This is a genomic window from Paraburkholderia sp. BL25I1N1 (assembly GCF_003002025.1).
In the GTDB taxonomy this organism is placed as follows: Bacteria; Pseudomonadota; Gammaproteobacteria; order Burkholderiales; family Burkholderiaceae; genus Paraburkholderia.
In genome coordinates this window covers 17,341-38,226 of sequence record NZ_PVZB01000008.1, presented here as the reverse complement: position 1 = coordinate 38,226, position 20,886 = coordinate 17,341, and the positions used below count along the sequence as shown (strand labels likewise).

At 63.0% G+C, this 20,886-nt stretch carries 22 protein-coding genes; 13 read left to right on the top strand and 9 right to left on the bottom strand.

Features of this window, described 5'->3' with window-relative positions; translation table 11 throughout:
- Positions 1-26: 26 nt before the first annotated feature.
- Both B0G73_RS13585 and parA read right to left on the bottom strand, forming a co-directional pair.
- A complete protein-coding gene (locus tag B0G73_RS13585) occupies positions 27-1,085 on the bottom strand; it encodes a ParB/RepB/Spo0J family partition protein (protein WP_106281510.1) in 1,059 nt (352 codons plus the stop codon).
- A gap of 25 nt (positions 1,086-1,110) precedes the next feature.
- Positions 1,111-1,773 (bottom strand): ParA family partition ATPase, encoded by a 663-nt coding sequence (gene parA, locus B0G73_RS13580; RefSeq protein ID WP_012428795.1) that lies wholly within the window; start codon positions 1,771-1,773, stop codon positions 1,111-1,113.
- A gap of 1,103 nt (positions 1,774-2,876) precedes the next feature.
- Here parA and arsC point away from each other — a divergent pair.
- On the top strand, positions 2,877-3,236 hold the full coding sequence (gene arsC / locus B0G73_RS13575; protein WP_106281508.1) for an arsenate reductase (glutaredoxin): 360 nt from the start codon (positions 2,877-2,879) through the stop codon (positions 3,234-3,236).
- 48 nt (positions 3,237-3,284) lie between these two features.
- On the opposite strand, the gene B0G73_RS13570 is transcribed toward arsC, so the two are convergent.
- The gene (locus tag B0G73_RS13570; RefSeq protein ID WP_106281506.1) at positions 3,285-4,271 is read right to left on the bottom strand and encodes a sulfonate ABC transporter substrate-binding protein; all 987 of its coding nucleotides are present in this window, start codon (positions 4,269-4,271) and stop codon (positions 3,285-3,287) included.
- A gap of 226 nt (positions 4,272-4,497) precedes the next feature.
- Between B0G73_RS13570 and B0G73_RS13565 the strand changes: the two genes are divergently transcribed.
- Positions 4,498-5,874: a gluconate:H+ symporter gene (locus tag B0G73_RS13565; protein WP_106281504.1), complete on the top strand. Its 1,377-nt coding sequence runs from the start codon at positions 4,498-4,500 to the stop codon at positions 5,872-5,874.
- 134 nt (positions 5,875-6,008) lie between these two features.
- Complete coding sequence (locus tag B0G73_RS13560) at positions 6,009-6,299, top strand: DUF1272 domain-containing protein (protein WP_106281502.1); 291 nt, start codon at positions 6,009-6,011, stop codon at positions 6,297-6,299.
- A gap of 73 nt (positions 6,300-6,372) precedes the next feature.
- Here B0G73_RS13560 and B0G73_RS13555 read toward each other — a convergent pair whose 3' ends face one another.
- Together B0G73_RS13555 and B0G73_RS13550 are read right to left on the bottom strand one after the other, a co-directional pair.
- Entirely contained in the window at positions 6,373-6,576 is a 204-nt protein-coding gene (locus B0G73_RS13555; RefSeq protein WP_106281500.1) for a zf-HC2 domain-containing protein, read from the bottom strand.
- A complete protein-coding gene (locus tag B0G73_RS13550) occupies positions 6,563-7,171 on the bottom strand; it encodes an RNA polymerase factor sigma-70 (protein WP_106281498.1) in 609 nt (202 codons plus the stop codon). Before B0G73_RS13550 ends, B0G73_RS13555 begins: the two co-directional genes overlap by 14 nt.
- 447 nt (positions 7,172-7,618) lie before the next feature.
- On the opposite strand from B0G73_RS13550, the gene B0G73_RS41205 reads away from it, so the two are divergent.
- From B0G73_RS41205 to B0G73_RS13540, 3 genes are all read left to right on the top strand, one after another.
- Positions 7,619-7,750 (top strand): hypothetical protein, encoded by a 132-nt coding sequence (locus B0G73_RS41205; RefSeq protein WP_013341997.1) that lies wholly within the window; start codon positions 7,619-7,621, stop codon positions 7,748-7,750.
- Between the two features lie 563 nt (positions 7,751-8,313).
- Positions 8,314-8,598, top strand: a complete 285-nt coding sequence (locus B0G73_RS13545; protein ID WP_106281496.1) for a hypothetical protein — start codon at positions 8,314-8,316, stop codon at positions 8,596-8,598.
- Between the two features lie 11 nt (positions 8,599-8,609).
- Complete coding sequence (locus B0G73_RS13540) at positions 8,610-8,879, top strand: DUF6723 family protein (RefSeq protein WP_241974842.1); 270 nt, start codon at positions 8,610-8,612, stop codon at positions 8,877-8,879.
- Between the two features lie 168 nt (positions 8,880-9,047).
- On the opposite strand, the gene B0G73_RS13535 is transcribed toward B0G73_RS13540, so the two are convergent.
- A complete protein-coding gene (locus B0G73_RS13535; RefSeq protein WP_106281493.1) occupies positions 9,048-9,254 on the bottom strand; it encodes a hypothetical protein in 207 nt (68 codons plus the stop codon).
- A 362-nt stretch (positions 9,255-9,616) separates the two neighbouring features.
- On the opposite strand from B0G73_RS13535, the gene B0G73_RS13530 reads away from it, so the two are divergent.
- On the top strand, positions 9,617-10,171 hold the full coding sequence (locus B0G73_RS13530) for an NADPH-dependent FMN reductase (RefSeq protein WP_106281491.1): 555 nt from the start codon (positions 9,617-9,619) through the stop codon (positions 10,169-10,171).
- A gap of 105 nt (positions 10,172-10,276) precedes the next feature.
- Here the strand turns inward: B0G73_RS13530 and B0G73_RS13525 are convergent, their stop codons facing one another.
- From B0G73_RS13525 to B0G73_RS40010, 3 genes are all read right to left on the bottom strand, one after another.
- On the bottom strand, positions 10,277-11,311 hold the full coding sequence (locus B0G73_RS13525; protein WP_106281489.1) for a hypothetical protein: 1,035 nt from the start codon (positions 11,309-11,311) through the stop codon (positions 10,277-10,279).
- A gap of 225 nt (positions 11,312-11,536) precedes the next feature.
- A complete protein-coding gene (locus B0G73_RS13520) occupies positions 11,537-13,828 on the bottom strand; it encodes a hybrid sensor histidine kinase/response regulator (protein ID WP_106281488.1) in 2,292 nt (763 codons plus the stop codon).
- Positions 13,829-13,948: 120 nt separating this feature from the next.
- Entirely contained in the window at positions 13,949-14,323 is a 375-nt protein-coding gene (locus tag B0G73_RS40010) for a hypothetical protein (RefSeq protein ID WP_146144174.1), read from the bottom strand.
- 216 nt (positions 14,324-14,539) lie between these two features.
- Between B0G73_RS40010 and B0G73_RS13515 the strand changes: the two genes are divergently transcribed.
- The 6 genes from B0G73_RS13515 to shc all read left to right on the top strand — a co-directional run bounded on the left by B0G73_RS13515 (position 14,540) and on the right by shc (position 20,885).
- Positions 14,540-14,908: a response regulator gene (locus B0G73_RS13515; RefSeq protein WP_106281486.1), complete on the top strand. Its 369-nt coding sequence runs from the start codon at positions 14,540-14,542 to the stop codon at positions 14,906-14,908.
- Positions 14,901-15,524, top strand: coding sequence for a chemotaxis protein CheC (locus B0G73_RS13510; protein ID WP_106281485.1), 624 nt, complete (start codon positions 14,901-14,903; stop codon positions 15,522-15,524). Before B0G73_RS13515 ends, B0G73_RS13510 begins: the two co-directional genes overlap by 8 nt.
- Positions 15,521-16,459, top strand: a complete 939-nt coding sequence (locus tag B0G73_RS13505; protein WP_106281483.1) for a diguanylate cyclase — start codon at positions 15,521-15,523, stop codon at positions 16,457-16,459. Before B0G73_RS13510 ends, B0G73_RS13505 begins: the two co-directional genes overlap by 4 nt.
- Positions 16,460-16,736: 277 nt before the next feature.
- A complete protein-coding gene (gene hpnD / locus B0G73_RS13500) occupies positions 16,737-17,585 on the top strand; it encodes a presqualene diphosphate synthase HpnD (RefSeq protein WP_106281481.1) in 849 nt (282 codons plus the stop codon).
- A 4-nt stretch (positions 17,586-17,589) separates the two neighbouring features.
- Entirely contained in the window at positions 17,590-18,858 is a 1,269-nt protein-coding gene (hpnE, locus tag B0G73_RS13495) for a hydroxysqualene dehydroxylase HpnE (protein WP_106281479.1), read from the top strand.
- Complete coding sequence (gene shc, locus B0G73_RS13490; protein WP_106281478.1) at positions 18,855-20,885, top strand: squalene--hopene cyclase; 2,031 nt, start codon at positions 18,855-18,857, stop codon at positions 20,883-20,885. The genes hpnE and shc overlap by 4 nt, the downstream gene beginning before the upstream one ends.
- The last annotated feature ends 1 nt before the right edge of the window (position 20,886 follow it).

Here is a 20,886-nt window from a genome sequence, read left to right as displayed (position 1 = left end):
CGGCCCCATCGCTCTACCGGTCTTTCCTACTTCAGCATCTTTTCAATCTGGCGAAGTATGTCGTCGCGCTTTTCGCGCGTGAGCCCCTTCAAGCGCAGTTCGATTCGATCATCCCCATACGATTTGAGATCGCCGACAGACACGCCGTCGAGTTTGATTTCCAGACGCTGAGCGTAGCGTTGACGGCCCGCAGGTTTGGTGCTTTCCTGGGCGGTCGCTCTTCCCTTGACGATGTCCGCAACTTGCCGTGTACTCAGGTCGTCCGAGAGGATCTTGTTGATCAGGCGTAGCGTTGCGTCGGCGCCGCGGGCGGTGTGATAACGACCCACCTGATACGCCATGTTCGAGCCGAAGCGGTCTGGTCGCGCGACCATCTCGTGCATGACGACCTCAGGCAATTTGGCGATCGACAAGGCGACCGCAACCGTCGACTCGTCTAGCCCGAGGTGTTCGGCAAGCTCCTTCTGACTCTGGAAATGCCGGTCGTCGAGAAAGCGTTTCCATACAACCGCGTTGTCGAACACCGTCTGCGAATCGCGCTGGACGTTGAGGTCGTAGCCAAGCTTGTAACTCTGGATACCGATCGGCAGATCGATGACGATCGCCTTCACCGTTTCCTTGTTCGCTTCTTTCAGCGCCCGTACCCGCCGCCCGCCATCGCTGACGTAGTAGGTGCCGGGATTGTCGTAATCCGGGATGACATGAATCGCCTGCTGCTGGCCCTGCTTCGCCAGATTGACAGCGAGTTCGGCAATCGACGATTTCAGATAGAAGTGCCGCGGATTGAACGGGCTCGGCTTGATCGCCTTAAGCGGCAGAGCGATCACCTGGCCCGGTCGGTAGCCGTGCTCGTTGCGCCACGTGCGATAGGCCGCCGATTCATTGGCGGCGTCAGCGACGTCGACTTCGGCAACGCTCTGCGACGGCATGACTGGCGCGATGGTGCGTCTCACCGCGTCGCTACTCTTCGGATCATTCTTGACCAGGCCGTCGATAGCGTTCAGTCGATCGAGGGCGGTTCGCTTTTCGCTGCTGGTTGAATCAGGACGTGCTTGAAAGCCTTTGGCGAATTGGGAGGGTTTCATTCAGGGTCCTTTATGCGCATAAATTTCACGGGAGCAAGGCGGCGATCTCATTCGCGCACGCCCGTACTTCGATGGCAGCCAGTTTGGCGCCGCGATCATTCATCTGAAGCACTGTTTGCCCTAACGCCATGGCCTGCTTGTAGGCCTCACGTGTGGGGATCTGTGTCTTGAGCAACGGGAATCCGAGCTCCTCCAACGCGCGCTTCAGTTCGCGCGTCAGCATCCGTTTTTCTTCGGTCTTGTTGAGGAGGAAGACCGCACGCAGGTCTTCGTTCATGACCTGAGCCTGCTGGACGAGTTTCACCAACCCGATACTTGACCAGTAGTCGGCGGGGGACGACGAGGTCGGAATCACCGCGACGCTTGCGGCGAGAAGGACGACTCCGGAGACTTTCTCGGTGATAGAAGGCGGACAGTCGACGACGATGATGTCGTAGTCAGACACGAACTTCTTGATCTCCCGATGAATCTGGCTGCCTGCTTCGGACAGGTTGACGACGGGAAAGGGGATGCCGGTGTCGCCGTCTGATGATGCACTGGCCCAGTGGATCAGCGTGTTTTGACCGTCTGCGTCTACGACGAGGACGCGTTTGCCTTTCTCATGAAACGCAGCGCCGAGGTGCATCGCGATTGTGCTCTTCCCGACCCCGCCCTTTTGCTGTGTTACCGCGATGATTTCCGCTGCCAATCTTCACCTCCTCTTTTTAGACGCAGATGGATTTTACCTGGATGAATTTGTATATCAATCGTTTTTGTGTAAACACGAGAAGGATTAGCCATTCGGGATAGGTTTATGCGCATAAAGAAGGAAGTCGCGCGGCGCTCTGCCGCGGCTGGGGTGGCCAACGGCCACTAAGGGGAGACGTAGTGGCCGACCAAACCGGCGCTTGTTGCGCGCTTCAGTGATCCTGATTGGCTGCGGATTGACAGCCGCTCAAACGTTCAGCGGACTCAAGGGGTTTGGTGGGCGCGGCGCCAAACTGCTTGCGCGTGGACAGTCCGGAACGCTGTATCTGGCAGTCGGAGGTGGTTGGTTGTGTGATACGCATCAGCGGTGAACGCGTGATAGGCCGACGGAATTGGCCTCAAGATTTATGCGCATAAAGTCGTCGCAGCAGGGCCCTGCTTTGACGATCTGTTTGCCCAAGAGCGCGCCGGCCTCGTAGCTCAGAGCACCGACGCGGTCAGCAAGCGCCGAGCCGAGTTGCCTGAGAGCTGCCGTCAGACACGCCCACAGCTCCGGCGACGTTCATAGGCGGGCGTGCCCCGACTGGAGAACGCGGAGCTTGAGACGTGGCCTATCGCAGAATGCCGGTCGCACGGTTTATGCGCATAAACCGCGAAACGCAAGCGTGAGAGACCGGCGCGCCGTACACACGCAGTCGCCGCTTTGCCAACCTACTGACCGATCAATCGAACCGGTGGGCTATTCGCGGGTCCTGCCTTCGCGCCGCACCCTGTCGGAACCGCTCAAGTTCCATCACACCCCGGGTGATTGACAGAACCCAACGTGCCCGCCGTGCCCAGCACCCTTCGCAGCCGAACAATAAATCCAAAAACGAAGCAAATAGAAAAGGCACCTCCTCCACGCGAGGACTCAGCCCAATGTGGACACCACGCTCGCCATGCGATTACGCAATCGTCTCGCACCCGAATCCGCATCCACTGCGCATCGCGCAACCGGCAAATACAAACCTCCACCGCAACCCTCAACCATCCAACTCCGCACCCGCTAAAATCCCACCCGACTGCCGCCGCGCGCACTCGCCTCCAAACCACCGCCGCAAACCCATGATCACGATCTACCACAACCCCCGTTGCTCGAAATCGCGCGCCGCCTGCGAGCTAATCGCCACCACCTACAACAGCGCAAACGAAGCCACAGAAATCGTCGAATATCTGAAGCATCCACTCACAGCCGAACAACTCAAGCAACTCAACGCTCAACTACGCTGCACCGTCCGTGAAATGCTTCGCGATAGCGAACCCGAATATAAGGAACTCCAGCTTTCCAACACAGCATTGACCGACACTCAGTTATACGAAGCTTTGGCAAAACATCCGATCCTTCTGCAACGGCCGATCGTCGTGCGAAACGGGCGAGCCATAATCGGTCGCCCGCCGGAAAACGTTGCCACGTTATTCGCCTGAATGGCGTAACAAAGCGCTCAAATCGAAGCAGAGTGCCAAGCTAGCAAACTACACTTTGCTACCTGGCAACGCCGCATCCCTGGTCACGATCTTCGTCGGAATAATGCGCAACTCGCTAAAGGTATCGGCGATACGTTGCTGTTCCGCAAGCACGTTCGCATCGACGGGTTTGTACACGTGCGCGTAGTGCCGCAAACCCGCTTCGATCACGCCCGCGTCGAGCCCCTGAATCGGCGCGAGCTGCGCGGCGGCCTCGCTGTAATGCCCGCGCACCCAAGCGCCTTCTTTGCCCACTTCGTCCATCGTGATCGCGAGCACATTGGCGTTTCGCTCCGCGAACGACCGCGCGCTTAGGAAGAACTGGTGATGGCTCACAATGCCGTCGGCATCCGTGAGCAAGCGCGCGTTCGACTGGCGCTTCGCTGCTTCGAGAAAGGGATCCCAGATCGCCCATGCATCGATCGCCCCGCGTTCGAAGGCGGCGCGCGCATCCGCCGGCGCCAGATAGACCGGTTGAATCTCGCTGTACTTCACGCCGGCTTTCTGCAGCGCGGCGACAAGAAACCAGTGCACATCCGAACCTTTGTTGAAGGCGATTTTCTTGCCCTTCAGATCGGCCAGCGTTTTGACCGACGCATCCTGATGCACGAGGATGCCTTCGGCATGCGGCGTCGGGACCTCATAGGCGACGTAGACGAAATTCGCGCCGGCGGCCTGCGCGAACACGGGCGGCGCCTCGCCGACATAGCCGAAGTCGATGGCGCCGACGTTCAGTCCTTCAAGCAACTGCGGTCCGGCGGGAAACTCAGTCCATTTGACGGTAATGCCGAGCGGCGCAAGCCGTTTTTCGAGCGTGCCGTGCGCCTTTAGCAACACGAGCGTATTGGCAGCTTTCTGATAACCGATGCGAAATTCCTGTGCGTTCGCTTCGGCGGCAAAAACGGACGTGGAGATGACGGGCAGCGTGGCGGCGGCGAACGTTGCGCCCACGCCGGCAATGAACGAGCGGCGCGTGAACAGCGGATGACGTGACATGAGAGGGCTCATGAAAAAGACGGACGCAAAACGGACCGATTGGCTCCGACGATAGTTCGTATGCAAGCCTGGACGAACCGATAAATTCGCATAAGCAAATCACGCGGATAAAACGAAGCAGGACGGACTGTGTTTTGCCTGCCTAACTGCGTCGATTCTGAAGCGGCCGCTACAATTCATCGTCCGCGCCCGGCCGCGGCCGCGTCATTCGACAAAAAGGAACACCGTGCATCTGACGACAACACTCGCCCCGTGGTCATCCCACGACACCCAGCTCATTCTGTCGTGCGTGCTCGGACTCGCACTGATCATCGTTTTCATCAGTGTGTTGAAACTCGCGCCATTCCTGTCGATTCTGGTCGGCACGTTCGCCGCGGGTTTTGCAGCCGGCCTGCCGCTGGAGGCCGTTGCCAGTGCATTCAGTAAAGGCGCCGGTGCGTTGCTTGGTGACGTCGGCATCATCATTGCGCTCGGCGCCATGCTCGGTGCGCTCATGGCTGAATCCGGCGCGGCCGACCGGCTCGTCTCGACCATTCTCAAACACTCCACGCCACGCACGCTACCTTGGATGATGGCCGTCGTCGCGTTGATCATCGGCTTGCCGCTCTTCTTCGAAGTCGGCCTCGTGATGATGGTGCCCATCATCTTCGTGATGGCGCGCCGTTCGCAGCAGCCGATCCTGCGCATCGCGATTCCGGCGCTGGCCGGCATGACTACGCTGCATGCGCTCCTGCCGCCGCATCCTGGTCCGCTGATCGCGGTGAGTGCGCTGCATGCCGATCTCGGCCTGACGCTCGCGCTTGGTCTGATCGTCGCTATTCCCGCGGTGATTCTCGCCGGGCCGCTTTATGGCATCTGGTTGTCCAAACGGATGCACGTCGTCGAGCCGGAGGAAATGGGCAAGCTCTTCAGCGCCAAACAAGACACCGGCGAGCCGCCGAGTTTCGCGATCTCGCTCATCACGATCCTGTTGCCCGTCGTGTTGATGCTAGGGCGCACGGTTGCCAAGCTGCTGCTCCAGCCCGAAACGTTCCTTTTCAACACGCTGAATTTTTTGGGTGAGCCACTGATCGCGCTCGGCCTCACCGTGCTGTTTGCCGTGGTGGCGCTGGGATGGTCGCGGGGCATGGCGCGCGAGCGCGTCGGCGGGATTCTGCGCAAGAGCCTGCCGCCGATCGCCGCGCTGCTGCTGACCATCGGCGCCGGCGGCGGTCTGAAGCAGGCGCTCGTCGTGGCCGGCATCAGTTCGACCATCGGCAAGATCGCGGTCGGCGCGCACATGCCGCTGATTCTGCTGGCGTGGCTGATCGCCGTCGCACTGCGCCAGGCGACGGGCTCGGCAACGGTCGCCACGACGACAACCGCCGGCATCGTCGCGCCGGTCGTCGCCGGTCTGAGCACGACGCACAATTCGCTGATGGCACTCGCCATCGGCGCGGGGTCGGTGTTCTTCTGCCACGTGAACGATGCGGGCTTCTGGATGGTCCGCGAGTATTTCGGCCTGCAATTGAAACAGACCGTGCTGGTGTGGTCGGTGTTGCAGACGATCGTGTCCGTCGTCGGCCTCGCACTCACGCTCGTGTTGTGGACGGTGCTGACTTGACGCCGCTCGAGGCTCTCGCGGCGTTGGCAGGAATTGATGCACGGCTGTCCATTCCGGGCGGCCGGCGCCGCTTACACTGCCCGGCAAGCGAACTGCGGTCCCGCAGCGCGCCTCCCTGAAAACGCGGAGCCACCATGCTAGAACTGAGACCGTCCTGTGAAGGATGCGGCAAGTCACTGCCGCCGAACGCGTCCGATGCGATGATTTGCACGTACGAGTGCACCTTCTGCGAAATGTGTGCGCTCACTACGCTGCGCAACGTATGTCCGAATTGCGGCGGTAATTTCCAGCATCGGCCGGTGCGCACGCGCGCGCAACTGGAGAAGCATCCGGCCGGTACCACTCCACATCCCGTTTCGATCGATGAAGCGTCGCACGCGCGTTTCTTCGAGCGGTATCGGGACACGCCGCCCGGCGAACGCTAGCTCAGATGGCGCGTTCACACGCGCCGTGACACCAAAGCACGGCGCAGCTCGCGTGCCGTGCTCACCGTGCGCTTCAATCGTCGTTATTCACCGCACCCGGCGCCGCGATTCCGCTGACCGTATGCGCCGCCACGCGCAGCAGACGGATCTGCTTTCGATAGTTGCGGCAGCCACTGCAGGTCGGCAGATGCAGACGGATCGCGACCCACTCGCCGGTCGTCAAGGAGCGGTCGAGCGCGTCGGACAACAAGCGCGTGATGTGCTTACATTTCCCCATTTGCGTCCTCGCTGGATAGGCCCTTTTCGCTCAGGCAAGTGCGCAAGCGCAGCCGCGCGCGATAGATCAGCACGCTGCAATGATTGGCGGTCATCTGCAATTCAGCGCAAATCGCCTCGGTCTCGAGATCGAGGAATTCGCGCATCATGAACACGCGTCCGATGTGCTCAGGCAAGCGTTCCAGGCACATCTCGAACAAGGTCCAGAACTGTTGCTGACGCAGCACGGTTTCAGGCGTCGGCCACGGGCGCGGCTTGCTTTCGCGCGACCAATGCCCGTTGTCTTTGAACAGATCGCGATCGAGCAAGCCTTCACCGTCGAGCTCGGACTCGAGCGCCGACAGGTTGATCGTGCGTCGCCGGGCGCGCAGGGTGTCGACGAGTTTGTGCCGCAGGATGCCGAACACCCAGGTCTTGTGTTCCGATTGCGCGGCGAATCGGTCGGCTTGCGTCCATGCCGCGGCGAGCGCTTCCTGGACGGCGTCTTCCGCGGCGGCGGCATCGCGCAGTTGCAAACGGGCGAAGCGCACCAGATCGCGTCGCAGTTGCGTCAGATAAACGGGATCGTCGAGCGCCGGCGCGCCTACTTGCGCCATGGACGACCCCGTCGACGCAACGCTTTCTCGCGCGTGTTTTTTGTTTGATGGTAGCGATACATAAGCGGGTGGTTGTCCTCGCACTGTGGCTGAGCGTGTGCGCCATTCTCCCGCGAGCGCCTGCGCAATCGAATCGGTATTGAACATAAGCCCGACCTTGAGCGATGACCAGACCCAGTTAGTCGCACCACGCGCACCGTTATGACAGCAACAATAGATTATTGCAAAAATTGAAATCGCACCAGTAGCAGTGCCAGTGGCGCACGGCTGCACAAGGAATGCCCGCCGTCGGTAGAGGCTCAAACTTGCACAAGTCAGTCGGCCAGATTATTTCATGAATTGAAATAAAGTCTTATTGTCTTCGCTGTTTTTCAGCCGACGATCAGTCGATATTCTTCAGTCCATCGATCGCCCCAGATCGCGAACCAAACGCTGAGGAGCAGCACCATGAAACGCATTCTTTCCGCCCTGATCGCATCCGTCGCCCTGTTTGCCGCCGCTTCCGGCGCTGCTCACGCCGCCGCTCCGTCGCAATGCAACGGCCCGGCCTCGTACTGCAACGTGTTCTTCGGCAACTGATCGGCTGGCGGGCGCGAACCCGTCGACGAGGAAGCTTCCGAAGTCAAAAAGAAGGGCGCCAATGGCGCCTTTTCGCTTTTGAGCCAGAAAAACCAGGCCACGACTCGATGCTAGCCCAAGTATCCCGCCCAGTGAGGCAAGCGCCCCAACCAACCCGGCAACTGCCATCAGGCGAAGAAATCCAGAAAGACGGGGTCCGAGGGACGCGGCGCATCTCACGAGCGGAAACAATACCCGGCACTCCGAAGCAACACTCGCGCCCGGCACGCAAATGCATTCAATGGTCACCCTACTAACGTGTTACAGTGGGTCAACAGCTTGCAGTTCTCCTGCGCCTACGCGCAGTCTCTGACGCAAACGCCTCGCATCACAGCGCCCTGAACCGAACAGGGTCCCTTCCTCCAAAGCAGCTTCGCGGTGTCGTCAACCTGGCCTATTGAATCGGCCGTTCTTTACGCGCATCGTCGATCAACACCAGGTTTCGCTGGTACGCCGCGTTTTGTCGGGCATGCGCCCGGCAACCAAGCCACGTTCCACGAAAGCGTTCACCGGAGACGAGCATCATGGGCAATACAATCAGAAGTTATCGAGGTCTCGAGATCTATCCGTTGGTGTATCCGCACCAGCCAAGCGGTCTCGACGGCATCCGCCACTACGATTCGGGCTTCGATGCCGCCGTGCGAATCTGCCGGCGCGGCACCGACGACACAATGACCAGCAGCCGCGTGTTTCGCGTGCCGAGTCGTTCGCCGTTCGGCGCGGCTGGCGACGCGCGCATTGCTTCAACCAGCTACGCAGAGCAGGTCATCGACGGCATGGTTGCCGGCCAGTCGATCGCCGGACTCTGATGCGCGCACCAATGGCTAGTCAAGCTACCAGGCGCTCGCAGAGCGCGAATCTTCCCGCCCTCACGGGGCGCGCGAACTATCAGGTGATGGCGTCCTCGCGCCGCACTTCGAGCGGCACCTTGCCGACGCTGAAAGTGATTCGCTTGAGCGACGAGCGGGTCATCTACCCGTTTCGTGGGCACGCCGACATGCCCTTTTTCGAAGATGCCGCAGCGGCGCAGTCGTTCGCCGAAGCCTATGGCTGGCAGTTGGTAGATGGCGACATTGCAGTGCCGGAATGACTTACTGTAAGCGGGACGAGGCAATCTCGTGACGCAACCGCGGTAGGACGGTAAGACGCAACGCCACAACCTGAGCGGCCGGGCGAGTCGCCACTCCGCCGCCGCAAGTCACCAAACGTAAGGGCAGCGTAACGGCGCAATGCGCAGGGCCCGCCGCGCTGCCGGCGACTAAATCTTCCCGCCGCCATCCATGCCGCTGCCGCGGCGCCACACGTCCTTGCCACGTTCGGACAACTCGCCGCTGCTATGCGTGGCGTCCGCCGCTGTACCGTCGACGGCCATCTCGCCCCCCGCCTGTTCCTGTGCCCGCTGCTTTTCCTTCTTACGAGCGGCGACTGCTTCATCGTGGGATTTACCTGCGTAACTCGAAGTCATGACTTTATCCTCCAGCAATTTAACGCGCTGACGCGGCGCACGCGATCGGTCATTTATGCCTGACGCATCGATTTCTGTCGAAACAGGGCGGTAGCAGACACCCTTTTGCCTCAAAACGTCCTAGGCCGAAAGCATGCTTGATTGACAAGGCAAAAGTACCAGTTATCCACAAAGTTATTCAGAGAATCTGTGGATAACTTTGTGCGATAGAAAGTTATCCACAACGTACCTCCCGTCGTACGTGCCCCAAAAGTCTTGCCGCTGCTATTTTGGTGCCACCGTCCCCGCCCGCCTGGCTTTTGCCTATGATGGACAGTTCGTACCCTTTTGCGCGTCGAGCGCCTTACACAAGGAAGCGGATCATGGCCTATCACATTGCAGTCGTCGTCGGCAGCTTGCGGCGGGAGTCGTTCAACCGGCAGTTGGCGCAAGCGGTGATTTCACTGGCGCCGCCCGACTTCAGCTTCGAATTCATCGATATCGGTTCGTTGCCGCTCTACAGCCAGGACTACGACGCCGACTACCCGGAAGCGGGCAAGCATTTGAAGCAGCGCATTGAAGCGGCCGACGGCCTGCTGTTCGTCACCCCCGAATACAACCGCTCCATGCCCGGCGTGCTGAAAAATGCGCTGGATTGGGGTTCCCGCCCGTGGGGCACCAATTCCTGGGGCGGCAAACCCGGCGCGGTGATCGGCACGTCGGTCGGCGCGACCGGCACGGCGTTGGCGCAACAGCATCTGCGCAACGTGCTGGCATATCTGGATGTCGCGGTGCTCGGGCAACCCGAGGTGTTCATCAAGCACGATCCCGCGGTCATCAACGAAAAAGGCGAGATCCTGAACGACGGTACGCGTAAGTTTCTGCAAACTTTCATGGATCGCTACGCTGCGTGGGTTAAACATCGAGGCGCTGCTTAAGAGCGCCTGCGCGGCAACGTCGCGAGAGAGAATCAAGGGGATCGCAAAACCGAAGGCGGCGGCATGCCGTAACCGCACGGCCTGCCGCCGCGATCGCTTTCATGCTCAGACGTGATGATGCCCCGTCACCCGCTCCCAGCCGTGACGCACGGCTAGCTTGAAGCGCTCCCAGGTGCTATCCGGCGACGTGCTTTCCCAATGGCGCCGTGCTTCCGGCTCGACGTCGTCCCACGGCTGGTCGCGATAGCGCATGTCCTTGCCGATCTCCGCGCCATAGCGGTACGCCGGTACATAGTCTTCGTAACGCGCGTTTTCGGCGGCGTACTGTTCGTCGTAGTGCGCGCGGAAATCTTCCTCGTACTCGAGATACTCGTTCGGCATCTGCGCGCCTAAGCCGGCGTGCGGTTGTCCCGCTTCGGAAACGACTTCGGACGGCTGCATGACCGCGCCCGAACCCGGCATCGACCCGGCGGCGATCGCGCTACGGCCCACGTCGCCGACCAGCGGATCCGTCACCGGTTCGTTGATCGGATCGATCACAGGCCGTTCGCTGAGCGGCGGCGGCACGAACGGCTCGGCATCGGTGCTTCCGGGCGGCACTGCGTATCGCGGCTCGGCCATCGTGGCAGGCCGTCCTGTCGCTGCCGCGTCCGCAGCGGCTGCGGTCGCGGCCTGCTTCGGGACGCTCGACGTACGCGGCGTGCCCGGCGTCGCCGCGCCGATGCCGAGTTCATCAAGGACAGAATGCTCGCGTCCGGTTTCGTCGACCGGCGCGTCCCAATCGGGAGCGCGTTCGCCGATGTCGGTCGCGCCGAGTCTCGTCAAAGTATCGCGAGCGAGGTCCGCGTGAGCTTCGCTCACCGCGTTGACGCACACCAGCACGGCGCCGCGGCGGACGGCTTCGGTGTAGCGTGCCGTTTCCGTTGAGCGTGGACCGCTTGCAAACAGGCTCGACAGGAAGCGCTCGATATTCGCCAGCACGCCCGAACCGGCAACTTCGTCAGTGGCGGAGCCGACCGACGGTTCCGGATTCGCCTGCAATTCGATCGTTTCGCGGCCGAAACCTGTCTGGACGAGCGAATCGCGCGCTGCTTCCGCTTGCGCGTAGGTGTCGAATAAACCAATCACGGTGTGTCGCATGGCTGTCTCCCGACGTATTTAGGCACAACGGACGACGCATTGGCGCGCCGCCCTCCATGCCCTATTTCGCCGCAACGATCATGCCGGGCCGCGTGCGGCGGGCCTGCGCGCCCGCTGGCGCCTACTCGTGCGCGGCGCCGGCACAGAAAGCGTGGCGTAAGCGCGCCGCGCTTTTACAACCACCGGTAAATGTAAGACTTCGTCCCGCGCTCGCCAGCGCCGGCCTTACTCCGCCGGATGCGCCGCCGGGTCGGCGCCCGTTTGCGTCAGATCGCGCTGGATCGTTTGCAGGAGTTCTTCCAGCAAACCGATATCGAAAGGCTTGGAAAGCACCCGCAAATCGACGTGGCGCGCCCGGTCGAGTTCTTCGGCGTAGCCCGTCACCAGAATGACCGGCAGTTTGGTGTCGAATGCGAGCACCGCCTCAGCCAGATCGATGCCGTTCAGGGTGCCGGGCATATGGATGTCGGACAGCACCAGATCGAACGGCAGCGGTTCGCCGGTGCGCGCTCGCCGCGCGTGGGCGTCGTCGAAGAGGCGCAGCGCGGCGTCGGCGTTGAACACGCACGTCACCTGATGGCCCATCATCTGCAGCAGGGCTTCGGTGCCGGCGGCCACTTCCTCGTTGTCCTCGACCAGCAGAATGCGCAAGCCCGGCGGCGCGCCGTTCTCCTCGGCGCCGGAGTCCGGCGGTCCGTCGACCTCCGGCTCGGCTGTGGCTCGCGGCAGATAGAGACGCACGGACGTGCCCGCGCCGACTGCGCTGTCGATTGCGGCAAGGCCGCCGGAGCGCTCGCAGAACGCGAAAACCTGCGGCAAGCCGAGGCCCGTGCCCATGCCTTTCGGCTTGGTCGTGAACAGCGGTTCGAAGGCGCGGGCGAGCACTTCGGGCGCCATGCCCGCGCCGGTATCTTCGAGCGACAGTTGCACGAAGTCGCCCGTCAGCGGAAAGCCGTCTTCGTGCCGGAAATGGATATTGGTCGCGCGCACGGTGAAGCGCCCGCCGTTAGGCATGGCGTCGCGCGCGTTCACCGCAACGTTGATGAGCGCAAGCTCCAGTTCGGCGACGTCGACGCGCATCGGCCAGATCTCGACGCCGATATCGATCACCAGCGACACCTTCGCGCCGAGCGAGGCGCGCAGCAGATCGCGGCACGCCGGCAGCCAGCGTTCGAGCGACAGCGTCTCGTTGCGTAAAGGCTGCTTGCGCGCCACGCCGAGCAATTGCCGCGTAAGCGACTGACCGCTCTTGAGCGCCCGCTCCATTGCCGACAATTCGCGGTCCAGACCCGTTATGCCGCGCCGCCGCGCGATCTGCACATTGGCCGACAGGATCATCAGCAGATTGTTGAAGTCGTGCGCGACGCTGCCGACCAGCGTGCCCAGCGCTTCCATCTTGCGCGACTGACGATACGCGGATTCGATCGAGCGGCGCATGGACGCTTCGGCCTGCCAGCGTTCCCACGCTTCCTGTTCGGCGCCGAGGCGGCGCAGCGACAGCCAGATCACGCACCACAACGCGATGGACGGCGAGAACATCGACAGGATCAGCACGCCGAGGTGCCGGTACCACGCAGCCCAGATCGCCGAGGCGCGATAGCCGCACACCACGTACACGGGATACGAACCGACGTGGCGGAACGCGAGGATCAGATCTTCGCCGTCGACATTCGAATGCATGCGCACTACGCCGGCCCGTCGCCCCTGCGCGAGGGCTTCGGCGAAGGGCGTGTGCGGCGCCATGGCGGTCGGCTCGCGCGGCGTGCGCGGATAGTGCGCGAGGATCGAACCGTCCGCGCGCACGAGGCTCATGGTCATCGGCGTGCCGTTGCTGCTGCCGGTGCCGCCGAGCAGTTCGCGGTAAAACGCGTCGAAATAGCTCGGCCGCAGCGCGACCGAAACCACGCCGGCGAACGAGCCGTCGGCGCCGGGCCGTTCGACGCCCATGTTGAACACCTGCTCGCCGGCCACGTGCCCAGTCATGACCTTCGACACGTGCTCGAGGTTCTTGCCGTCGCGAATGCCGACGAAATCCTCACGCTCGCCAACCGAGATGGCCGGCGACGGCAGGTAGCGGCTGCTGGCAAGCAAGGCGCCGTCGCGCCCGAAGATCGACACGGCCGCCACTTGCGGATAGCCGCCGCCCATGACGCGCAGCTTCTCGTGAATGGCGGCTTCGCGGGCCCGAATGCCGTCGTCGTCGAGCCCCTCGGTCAGATCGACGATGCGCGCATCGAGCGTCTCGTTCATGTCGAACACTTTCAGCGCGTGTTCTTCGGCGATCCGCACGGTGCGCAGCGTCATGTCGGTGGCGTCGGCATCGCGCGTGCGCAAATCGCTAATAGCCATGGCCGCGACGTACACGCACGGCAGGACGATCGCCACGATCAACAGCGCGATCAGCGTAATGCGCCGCACATGGAAGTTCTGTTCCGGCACGGCGGGGAACAACGCCTCGTCCTGCCGGCTGGCGGCAAGGCGGCTCGCGGGCGGCGGTTCGAACCGGTCTGGTGTCATTGTCGTTAAAGCGAAGGTCGTTCGGGACGCAGAGGCCGGGAGTCAGCATCATACGAGAAGGATAGACACGGAGCGGCAGTAGAAGCTACCCGCGGCAAACGGACTGGCGCGCGGACGCTTTCAGCTGCCAGCGACCCGCCGCTTATTTGTCTGCTTTAAAACAGCGACGAATCGAGAAGCGCAAACGTACACAAAGGCATGGAAACTGGAAATTCCTTCTGAATCTACCAAAATATTTTCATAAATAGAATTTAATGAGAAAATCTCTTTAATGAAAGTGGAATTGGCGAGTTGCCTTTCCGCCGTTTTGCTTCGAGAATCAGCGCCATGATAAAAATGCGTCCGCCATGTTCGGACGCATCTGCCGCGAGGGCACCCAGCCAAACCATGCGTACCACGCGTGGCGGAAGGCGTTCGCGGAATCACATGCGCGGCAAGGGACCAGCCCGATCCACGAAGCCGCGCGGATTCATCTACGGGGTAGGCTTCGAACATGCCGGTCATCGCCGTCGTCCACCGTGCGCGTACGCTTTCAGGCGTGCCCGCCGGTTCCGTCCACCGCGCCGCGCCGCGGGCGCTCCCCGCTCGCCTGCAATCCGCATTTCAGCAAGCTTCAGCCCGCTTTGCCGCCGGCCGACAGACATCGCGCTAAAGAATCCGCCTCGATCCGCCGTTAACGCGAATGAGCTAATTCCGCTTTTCGACCCGCCCATGCCTTTGCCTATTGTGATCGCCGATGATTCATTGCTTGCCCGCAAAGTGCTCACCAAGGCATTGCCGCCGGGCTGGGACGTCGATGTGTCTTACGCGTCGAACGGGCGCGAGGCGCTCGCTCTGTATCGCGAGGGCAAGGCGTCGGTGATGTTCCTCGACCTGACCATGCCGGACATGACCGGCTATCAGGTGCTGGAAGCGCTGCAACACGAGGATCTGAACACCTTCGTCATCGTCGTCTCCGCCGATGTTCAGCCGATGGCCCAGTCGCGCGTGCGCGCGCTCGGCGCCGCGGCGTTCATCGCGAAGCCCGTGACGCCGGAGGCGCTACTACCCATCCTCAAGGAGTACGGGTTGCATGGCTGAGCCAGTCCTCAACGAAGATCAGCGCGACGCGCTGCAGGAGGTCGCCAATCTGGCGATGGGCCAGGCCGCGACGCGTCTGGCGGGACTCCTCGATGCATTCATCGAATTGTCGGTGCCGCGCGTGAAGGTGGTGGCGGTCAGCGAGGCGGCGCAGACGCTGCGGGAGATGACCGGGATCAAGGACACGGTGAGCGCGGTGCGTCAGGGTTTCCGCTCCGATATCAAGGGCGAGGCACTGGTGATCTGCCGCAGCGACAGCGTCGAGCAACTGTGCGCACTCGTCAGCGATCCGTATTCGCGCTCGGCTTACGAGGCGGTGAGCCAGACCGAACTGGTGTTCGACGTGGCCAACGTGCTGACCGGCGCCTGCGTGTCGTGCATTCTGGACCAGCTCGGCCGCACGCCGGTCTTCTCCGCGCCGGGTCTGCTCGGCGAAGCCATGACGCTCGACGAAGTCTTTCAGCCGGGCGTGCTGCAGTGGGAAGTGGCCTTGCTGGTCGAAGTGAATTTCGCGCTCGAAGACCATAGTTTCCGCGCGCACCTCGTCATGCTGATGGCCGAGGAATCGATTCGCCACATGAACAGCGCGCTCGACGCGCTGCTGTCGAGCCTATGAACGCGCCTATGGAATCGTTGAGCGATCTGGTGGTCGAACGTGTCGGCTTCGGCATCTTCGTGTTGGACCGCGACATGAACGTGCTCATGTGGAATCGCTTCATGCAGGATCACAGCGGACTGACGCCGGATCAGGTAGTCGGCAAGTCGCTCTTCACGCATTTTCCGGAACTGCCGCGCGTGTGGCTGTCGCGCAAGATCGAAAGCGTGTTTCAACTCGGCAGCTTTGCATTCAGTTCGTGGGAACAGCGCCCGTATCTTTTCAAGTTCGATCACGATCGGCCGATTACCGGCGGCGTCGATTTCATGCAGCAGGACTGCACCTTCATGCCGCTCATGCGTGAGCGCGAAGTGGTGGCCGTGTGCGTGACCATTTCCGACGTCACGCACGTGAGCATCGTGCAGCGCGAACGCGAGGAGGCGGTTGCGAAGCTGCAGGAATATGCCGATCGCGACGGCCTCACGGGCATAGCCAACCGCCGTTTCTTCGAAGCGCGCCTGCACGACGAATACACGCGCTGGCAGCGCTACGGCGGCGATATGTCGGTGCTGCTGTTCGATCTCGACCACTTCAAGAAAATCAACGACCAGTTCGGCCACGGTGTCGGCGACACGGTGTTGCGCGTGATGGCGCAGCGCGTCGCCGAAGTGGTGCGGGCGCAGGATACCTTCGGGCGCTTCGGCGGCGAGGAATTCGCGTTGCTGCTGCCGTGCACGCCGCTCGACGACGCGATGCGCGTCGCCGAAAAGATTCGCTGCACGATCGCCGACACACCGGTCGAAGTGCAGGGCACCAGCGTGCCGGTGACGGCGAGCGTCGGCGGTGCGTCGGCGCGGGTCGGCGTGTCGTCGTACGATGTGCTCATCAACGAAGCCGACGCCGCGCTCTACAGCGCGAAGCGGCAAGGTCGCAACCGCTCGGTCGCGTTCGTGTGACAACCTCGCACGGCAGTGGCCTCGCACCTCGTACGAGGCGCGTTTCAGGCCGCGCTGCAAGCCGCCTGACGCACCGCCCCACCGCCTCCAGGCTTCCTTCGGGCCCCATATCCGCCGACGAAACTGCGGCATCTCACAAACGTTGATATACTTTTCGCCGTTTCCGGCCTCCCAGCCGGGCGTTTCGCGCGTGTCCGCGCGCGCGTGCCGCCAGCCCTGCGGGTGGCCATCAAACTTCTTGAACGCCTTTCAGCGGGCGCCTCCAGCGGAGATCGTCTTGGCTGTTTCCAATCTTGTCGTGGACGATACAGAAATCGACGCCGCTGCCGCCACATCCGGCAGCTCGTTCTATCTCGCCATGCGCATCCTGCCGGCCGCGCAGCGCGATGCGATGTATCAGGTCTACGCTTTCTGCCGCGCCGTCGACGATATCGCCGACAGCGACCTGCCGCGCGCCGAACGCGCCGCCGCGCTCGAGCGTTGGCGGGCCGATATCGACGCGTGCTACGCCGGCGCGCCGCGCGCTTCGCTGCGCGCGCTCACGCGGCACATTCACACGTTTCACCTGCAGCGCGAAGATTTCCACGCGATGATCGACGGCATGGCGATGGACGCCGCCGAAGACATCTGCGCCCCCGATGAAGCGACGCTCGACCTCTATTGCGACCGCGTCGCCAGCGCGGCGGGCCGTCTATCGGTGAGGATATTCGGGATGCAGGAAGAGCCCGGCCGTTTGCTCGCGCATCATCTGGGCCGCGCGCTGCAGCTCACCAACATCCTGCGCGATATCGACGAAGACGCCGGCATCAACCGCTGCTATCTGCCGCACGAATTGCTGGCGCGCGAAGGCATCGCCGTGACGAATCCCACGCAGATCGCCGACGACCCGTCGCTGCCGCGCGTGTGCGCCACGCTCGCCGAGCGGGCCAAGGAGCACTTCGCCGCCTCCGACGCGATCATGGACCGCGAGCCGCGCAACCATGTGCGCGCGCCGCGCATCATGTCGGGCGTGTATCGCCTGCTGCTCGAACGGACGCTGGAACGCGGCTTCGACATTCCGCGCACGAAGGTCAGCAAGCCGAAGCTCCGCATGCTGTGGATCGTCGCGCGTTACGCGCTCTTCTGAACTGATGCGAAAGCTCGTACATGTGGTCGGCGCAGGCCTTGCCGGCCTGGCCGCCGCAGTGCAGCTGCAGCGGCGCGGCGCGCACGTCGTGCTGCATGAAGCGGCTGCTCAGGCGGGCGGCCGTTGCCGTTCGTACTACGATGCCAAGCTGGGCTCGACGCTCGACACCGGCAACCACATGGTGGTGTCGGGCAATGCCGCGACGCTCAACTACGCGCGGGCGATCGGCGCCGCCGACGAACTGGTCGGCCCGTCCCAGCCCGAGTATCCGTTCGTGGATCTGGCCACGCGGGCGCGCTGGACCGTGCGCCTGTCGCCGGGACATCTGCCATGGTGGGTCTTCGACCCGAACGCGCGCGTACCTAACACCGGGCCGGGCGATTATCTGGCGCTCGCGCCGCTTCTGTTGGCGAGACCAGGACGCAGCGTCGCCCAGACCATGCGTTGCAACGGTCCGTTGTGGGACCGTCTGCTGCGGCCGCTGTTTCACGCGATGCTGAACGTCGAGCCGCGCGATGCGTCGGCGGAACTGACGGGCGCCATGGTGCGCGAAGCCCTGCTTGCCGGCGGCCTCGCGTGCCGGCCGCTAGTGGCGCGCAACGGGCTGGGCAGCGCGTTCGTCGATCCGGCGTTGCGTCTGCTGCAACATGGCGGCGCGGCGATCAGGCTGGGTTCACGCCTTGACGGAATCGTCTTTGCCGCCGACAACCGCCGCGTGCAAACGCTGCATTTCGCCGACGAAAGCGTCACGCTCGACGCGAACCATGCCGTAATTCTGGCGGTGCCGCCGGACATCGCGCAGACCCTCGTGCAAGGATTGCGCGCACCGACGCGCTTCGCGGCGACCGTCAACGTGCATTTCGCGGTCGAGCCGCCGTTTGGTTTGCCGCAGGTCACCGGGTTGCTCAACGGCACGGCAGAGTGGCTGTTCGCATTTGAAGGCCGCTTGTCGGTGACCGTGAACGGCGCTGAGCGCCTGCTCGACACGCCGCATGAAGCCCTCGCCGCCACCGTCTGGGCCGAAGTGTCGCAGGCGGCCAGTTTGCCGGTCGCGCCGATGCCGGCCTGGCAAGTCGTCGTGGAAAAACGTGCGACCTTCGCCGCGCTGCCGGATCAGGAAACGCGGCGGCCCGGCACGCGCACTCGCTGGAATAACCTGATGCTCGCGGGCGACTGGACGGCTACCGGCCTGCCCGCGACGATTGAAGGCGCGATCCGCTCCGGCCAGAAGGCCGCGGATACGTTGCTGAATGAACCGATGGAACGCCGATGAACGATTTATCTCAAGCCCAGCCGCTGGACGCCGTCTTGCCCGATTTCGCCCCCGCAGCGCCGAGCGCGCCCGCGCCGGCTAGTTTGGGCGAAGCGCCCGCAGCGTCGCTCGACGCCGCGATCAGACGCGCCACCGATGCGATTCTCGCCGCGCAGAAGCCGGACGGCCACTGGGTCTACGAACTCGAAGCCGACGCGACGATTCCCGCCGAATACGTGCTGCTGGTCCACTATCTCGGCGAAACGCCGAACGTGGAACTGGAACAGAAGATCGCCCGCTATCTGCGCCGCATCCAGTTGGCCGACGGCGGCTGGCCGCTGTTTACCGACGGCGCGCTCGACATCAGCGCCAGCGTGAAGGCGTATTTCGCACTGAAGATGATCGGCGATCCGGCCGACGCCGAGCACATGGTGCGCGCGCGCGAGGCGATTCTCGCCCACGGCGGCGCCGAAACCGTGAACGTCTTTACGCGCATTCTGCTCGCGCTGTTCGGCGTGGTGTCTTGGCGCGCGGTGCCGATGATGCCCGTCGAGATCATGCTGTTACCCATGTGGTTCCCGTTCCATCTGTCGAAGGTGTCGTACTGGGCGCGTACGGTGATCGTGCCGCTGCTCGTGTTGAATGCGAAGCGGCCGGTGGCGCGCAACCCGCGCCGTGTGCGCATCGACGAGCTCTTTCGCGGTGCGCCGGTCAACACCGGTCCGCGCGATCGGGCGCCGCATCAGCACGTCGGCTGGTTCCGGTTTTTTAGTGGCGTGGACGTGCTGCTGCGCGCCGTCGACGGTTTGTTCCCGAAGGCGACGCGCGAGCGCGCGGTGCGCGAAGCGGTGGCTTTCGTCGATGAACGGTTGAACGGTGAAGACGGTCTCGGCGCGATTTTCCCGGCGATGGCGAATTCGGTGATGATGTACGACGTGCTCGGTTACCCGGCCGATCATCCGAATCGCGCGATTGCCCGCCAGTCGATCGACAAGCTGCTCGTTATCAAGGATGACGAAGCATATTGCCAGCCCTGTCTGTCGCCGGTGTGGGATACGTCGCTCGCGGCGCATGCGCTGCTCGAAACCGGCGAGGCGCACGCTGAACAGGCGGCCGAACGCGGACTCGCCTGGCTGCGTCCGCTGCAGATTCTCGATGTGCGCGGCGACTGGATTTCGCGGCGTCCGAATGTGCGGCCGGGCGGCTGGGCGTTCCAGTACAACAACGCGCATTACCCGGACGTCGACGATACGGCGGTGGTCGCCATGGCAATGCAGCGCTCGGCAACGGTAACGCAATCGGACGTCGATCGCGAAGCGATTGCACGCGCTCGCGAATGGGTGGTCGGCATGCAGAGCAGCGATGGCGGCTGGGGCGCGTTCGAACCGGAAAACACGCAGTACTACCTGAACAACATTCCGTTTTCCGATCACGGCGCCCTGCTCGATCCGCCGACTGCGGACGTCTCGGGCCGCTGCCTGTCGATGCTCGCGCAACTCGGCGAGCTGCCGCAGAACAGCGAGCCGGCCCAGCGCGCGTTCGACTACATGCTGAAGGAGCAGGAATCGGACGGTAGCTGGTATGGCCGCTGGGGCTTGAACTACATCTATGGCACGTGGACCGCGCTGTGTTCGCTGAACGCTGCCGGCCTGCCACACGACGACCCGCGCATGAAGCGCGCGGCGCAGTGGCTCCTGTCGATCCAGAACGAAGACGGCGGTTGGGGCGAGGGCGGCGAGAGCTACAAGCTCGACTACCACGGCTACGAGCGCGCGCCGAGCACGGCCTCGCAAACCGCGTGGGCTCTGATGGGTCTGATGGCGGCCGGCGAGGTGAATCACGAAGCGGTGGCGCGCGGCGTCGCCTACCTGGAGCGCGAACAGCGCGAGCACGGCCTGTGGGACGAAACCCGTTTCACCGCGACCGGTTTCCCGCGCGTGTTTTATCTGCGCTATCACGGCTATCGCAAGTTCTTCCCGTTGTGGGCGCTGGCGCGCTTCCGTCATCTGAAGCGCAACGGCCTCACGCGCGTCGCGGTCGGGATGTGAC

What these genes read in the sequence shown, in the direction of transcription:
- B0G73_RS13585 (WP_106281510.1), bottom strand. Translation starts at nt 1,085, where the DNA reads ATGAAACCCTCCCAATTCGCCAAAGGCTTTCAAGCACGTCCTGATTCA.
- arsC (WP_106281508.1), top strand. Translation starts at nt 2,877, where the DNA reads ATGATCACGATCTACCACAACCCCCGTTGCTCGAAATCGCGCGCCGCC.
- B0G73_RS13570 (WP_106281506.1), bottom strand. Translation starts at nt 4,271, where the DNA reads ATGTCACGTCATCCGCTGTTCACGCGCCGCTCGTTCATTGCCGGCGTG.
- B0G73_RS13560 (WP_106281502.1), top strand. Translation starts at nt 6,009, where the DNA reads ATGCTAGAACTGAGACCGTCCTGTGAAGGATGCGGCAAGTCACTGCCG.
- B0G73_RS13555 (WP_106281500.1), bottom strand. Translation starts at nt 6,576, where the DNA reads ATGGGGAAATGTAAGCACATCACGCGCTTGTTGTCCGACGCGCTCGAC.
- B0G73_RS13550 (WP_106281498.1), bottom strand. Translation starts at nt 7,171, where the DNA reads ATGGCGCAAGTAGGCGCGCCGGCGCTCGACGATCCCGTTTATCTGACG.
- B0G73_RS41205 (WP_013341997.1), top strand. Translation starts at nt 7,619, where the DNA reads ATGAAACGCATTCTTTCCGCCCTGATCGCATCCGTCGCCCTGTTTGCC.
- B0G73_RS13545 (WP_106281496.1), top strand. Translation starts at nt 8,314, where the DNA reads ATGGGCAATACAATCAGAAGTTATCGAGGTCTCGAGATCTATCCGTTG.
- B0G73_RS13540 (WP_241974842.1), top strand. Translation starts at nt 8,610, where the DNA reads ATGGCTAGTCAAGCTACCAGGCGCTCGCAGAGCGCGAATCTTCCCGCC.
- B0G73_RS13535 (WP_106281493.1), bottom strand. Translation starts at nt 9,254, where the DNA reads ATGACTTCGAGTTACGCAGGTAAATCCCACGATGAAGCAGTCGCCGCT.
- B0G73_RS13530 (WP_106281491.1), top strand. Translation starts at nt 9,617, where the DNA reads ATGGCCTATCACATTGCAGTCGTCGTCGGCAGCTTGCGGCGGGAGTCG.
- B0G73_RS13525 (WP_106281489.1), bottom strand. Translation starts at nt 11,311, where the DNA reads ATGCGACACACCGTGATTGGTTTATTCGACACCTACGCGCAAGCGGAA.
- B0G73_RS13520 (WP_106281488.1), bottom strand. Translation starts at nt 13,828, where the DNA reads ATGACACCAGACCGGTTCGAACCGCCGCCCGCGAGCCGCCTTGCCGCC.
- B0G73_RS40010 (WP_146144174.1), bottom strand. Translation starts at nt 14,323, where the DNA reads ATGTTCGAAGCCTACCCCGTAGATGAATCCGCGCGGCTTCGTGGATCG.
- B0G73_RS13515 (WP_106281486.1), top strand. Translation starts at nt 14,540, where the DNA reads ATGCCTTTGCCTATTGTGATCGCCGATGATTCATTGCTTGCCCGCAAA.
- B0G73_RS13510 (WP_106281485.1), top strand. Translation starts at nt 14,901, where the DNA reads ATGGCTGAGCCAGTCCTCAACGAAGATCAGCGCGACGCGCTGCAGGAG.
- B0G73_RS13505 (WP_106281483.1), top strand. Translation starts at nt 15,521, where the DNA reads ATGAACGCGCCTATGGAATCGTTGAGCGATCTGGTGGTCGAACGTGTC.
- hpnE (WP_106281479.1), top strand. Translation starts at nt 17,590, where the DNA reads ATGCGAAAGCTCGTACATGTGGTCGGCGCAGGCCTTGCCGGCCTGGCC.
- shc (WP_106281478.1), top strand. Translation starts at nt 18,855, where the DNA reads ATGAACGATTTATCTCAAGCCCAGCCGCTGGACGCCGTCTTGCCCGAT.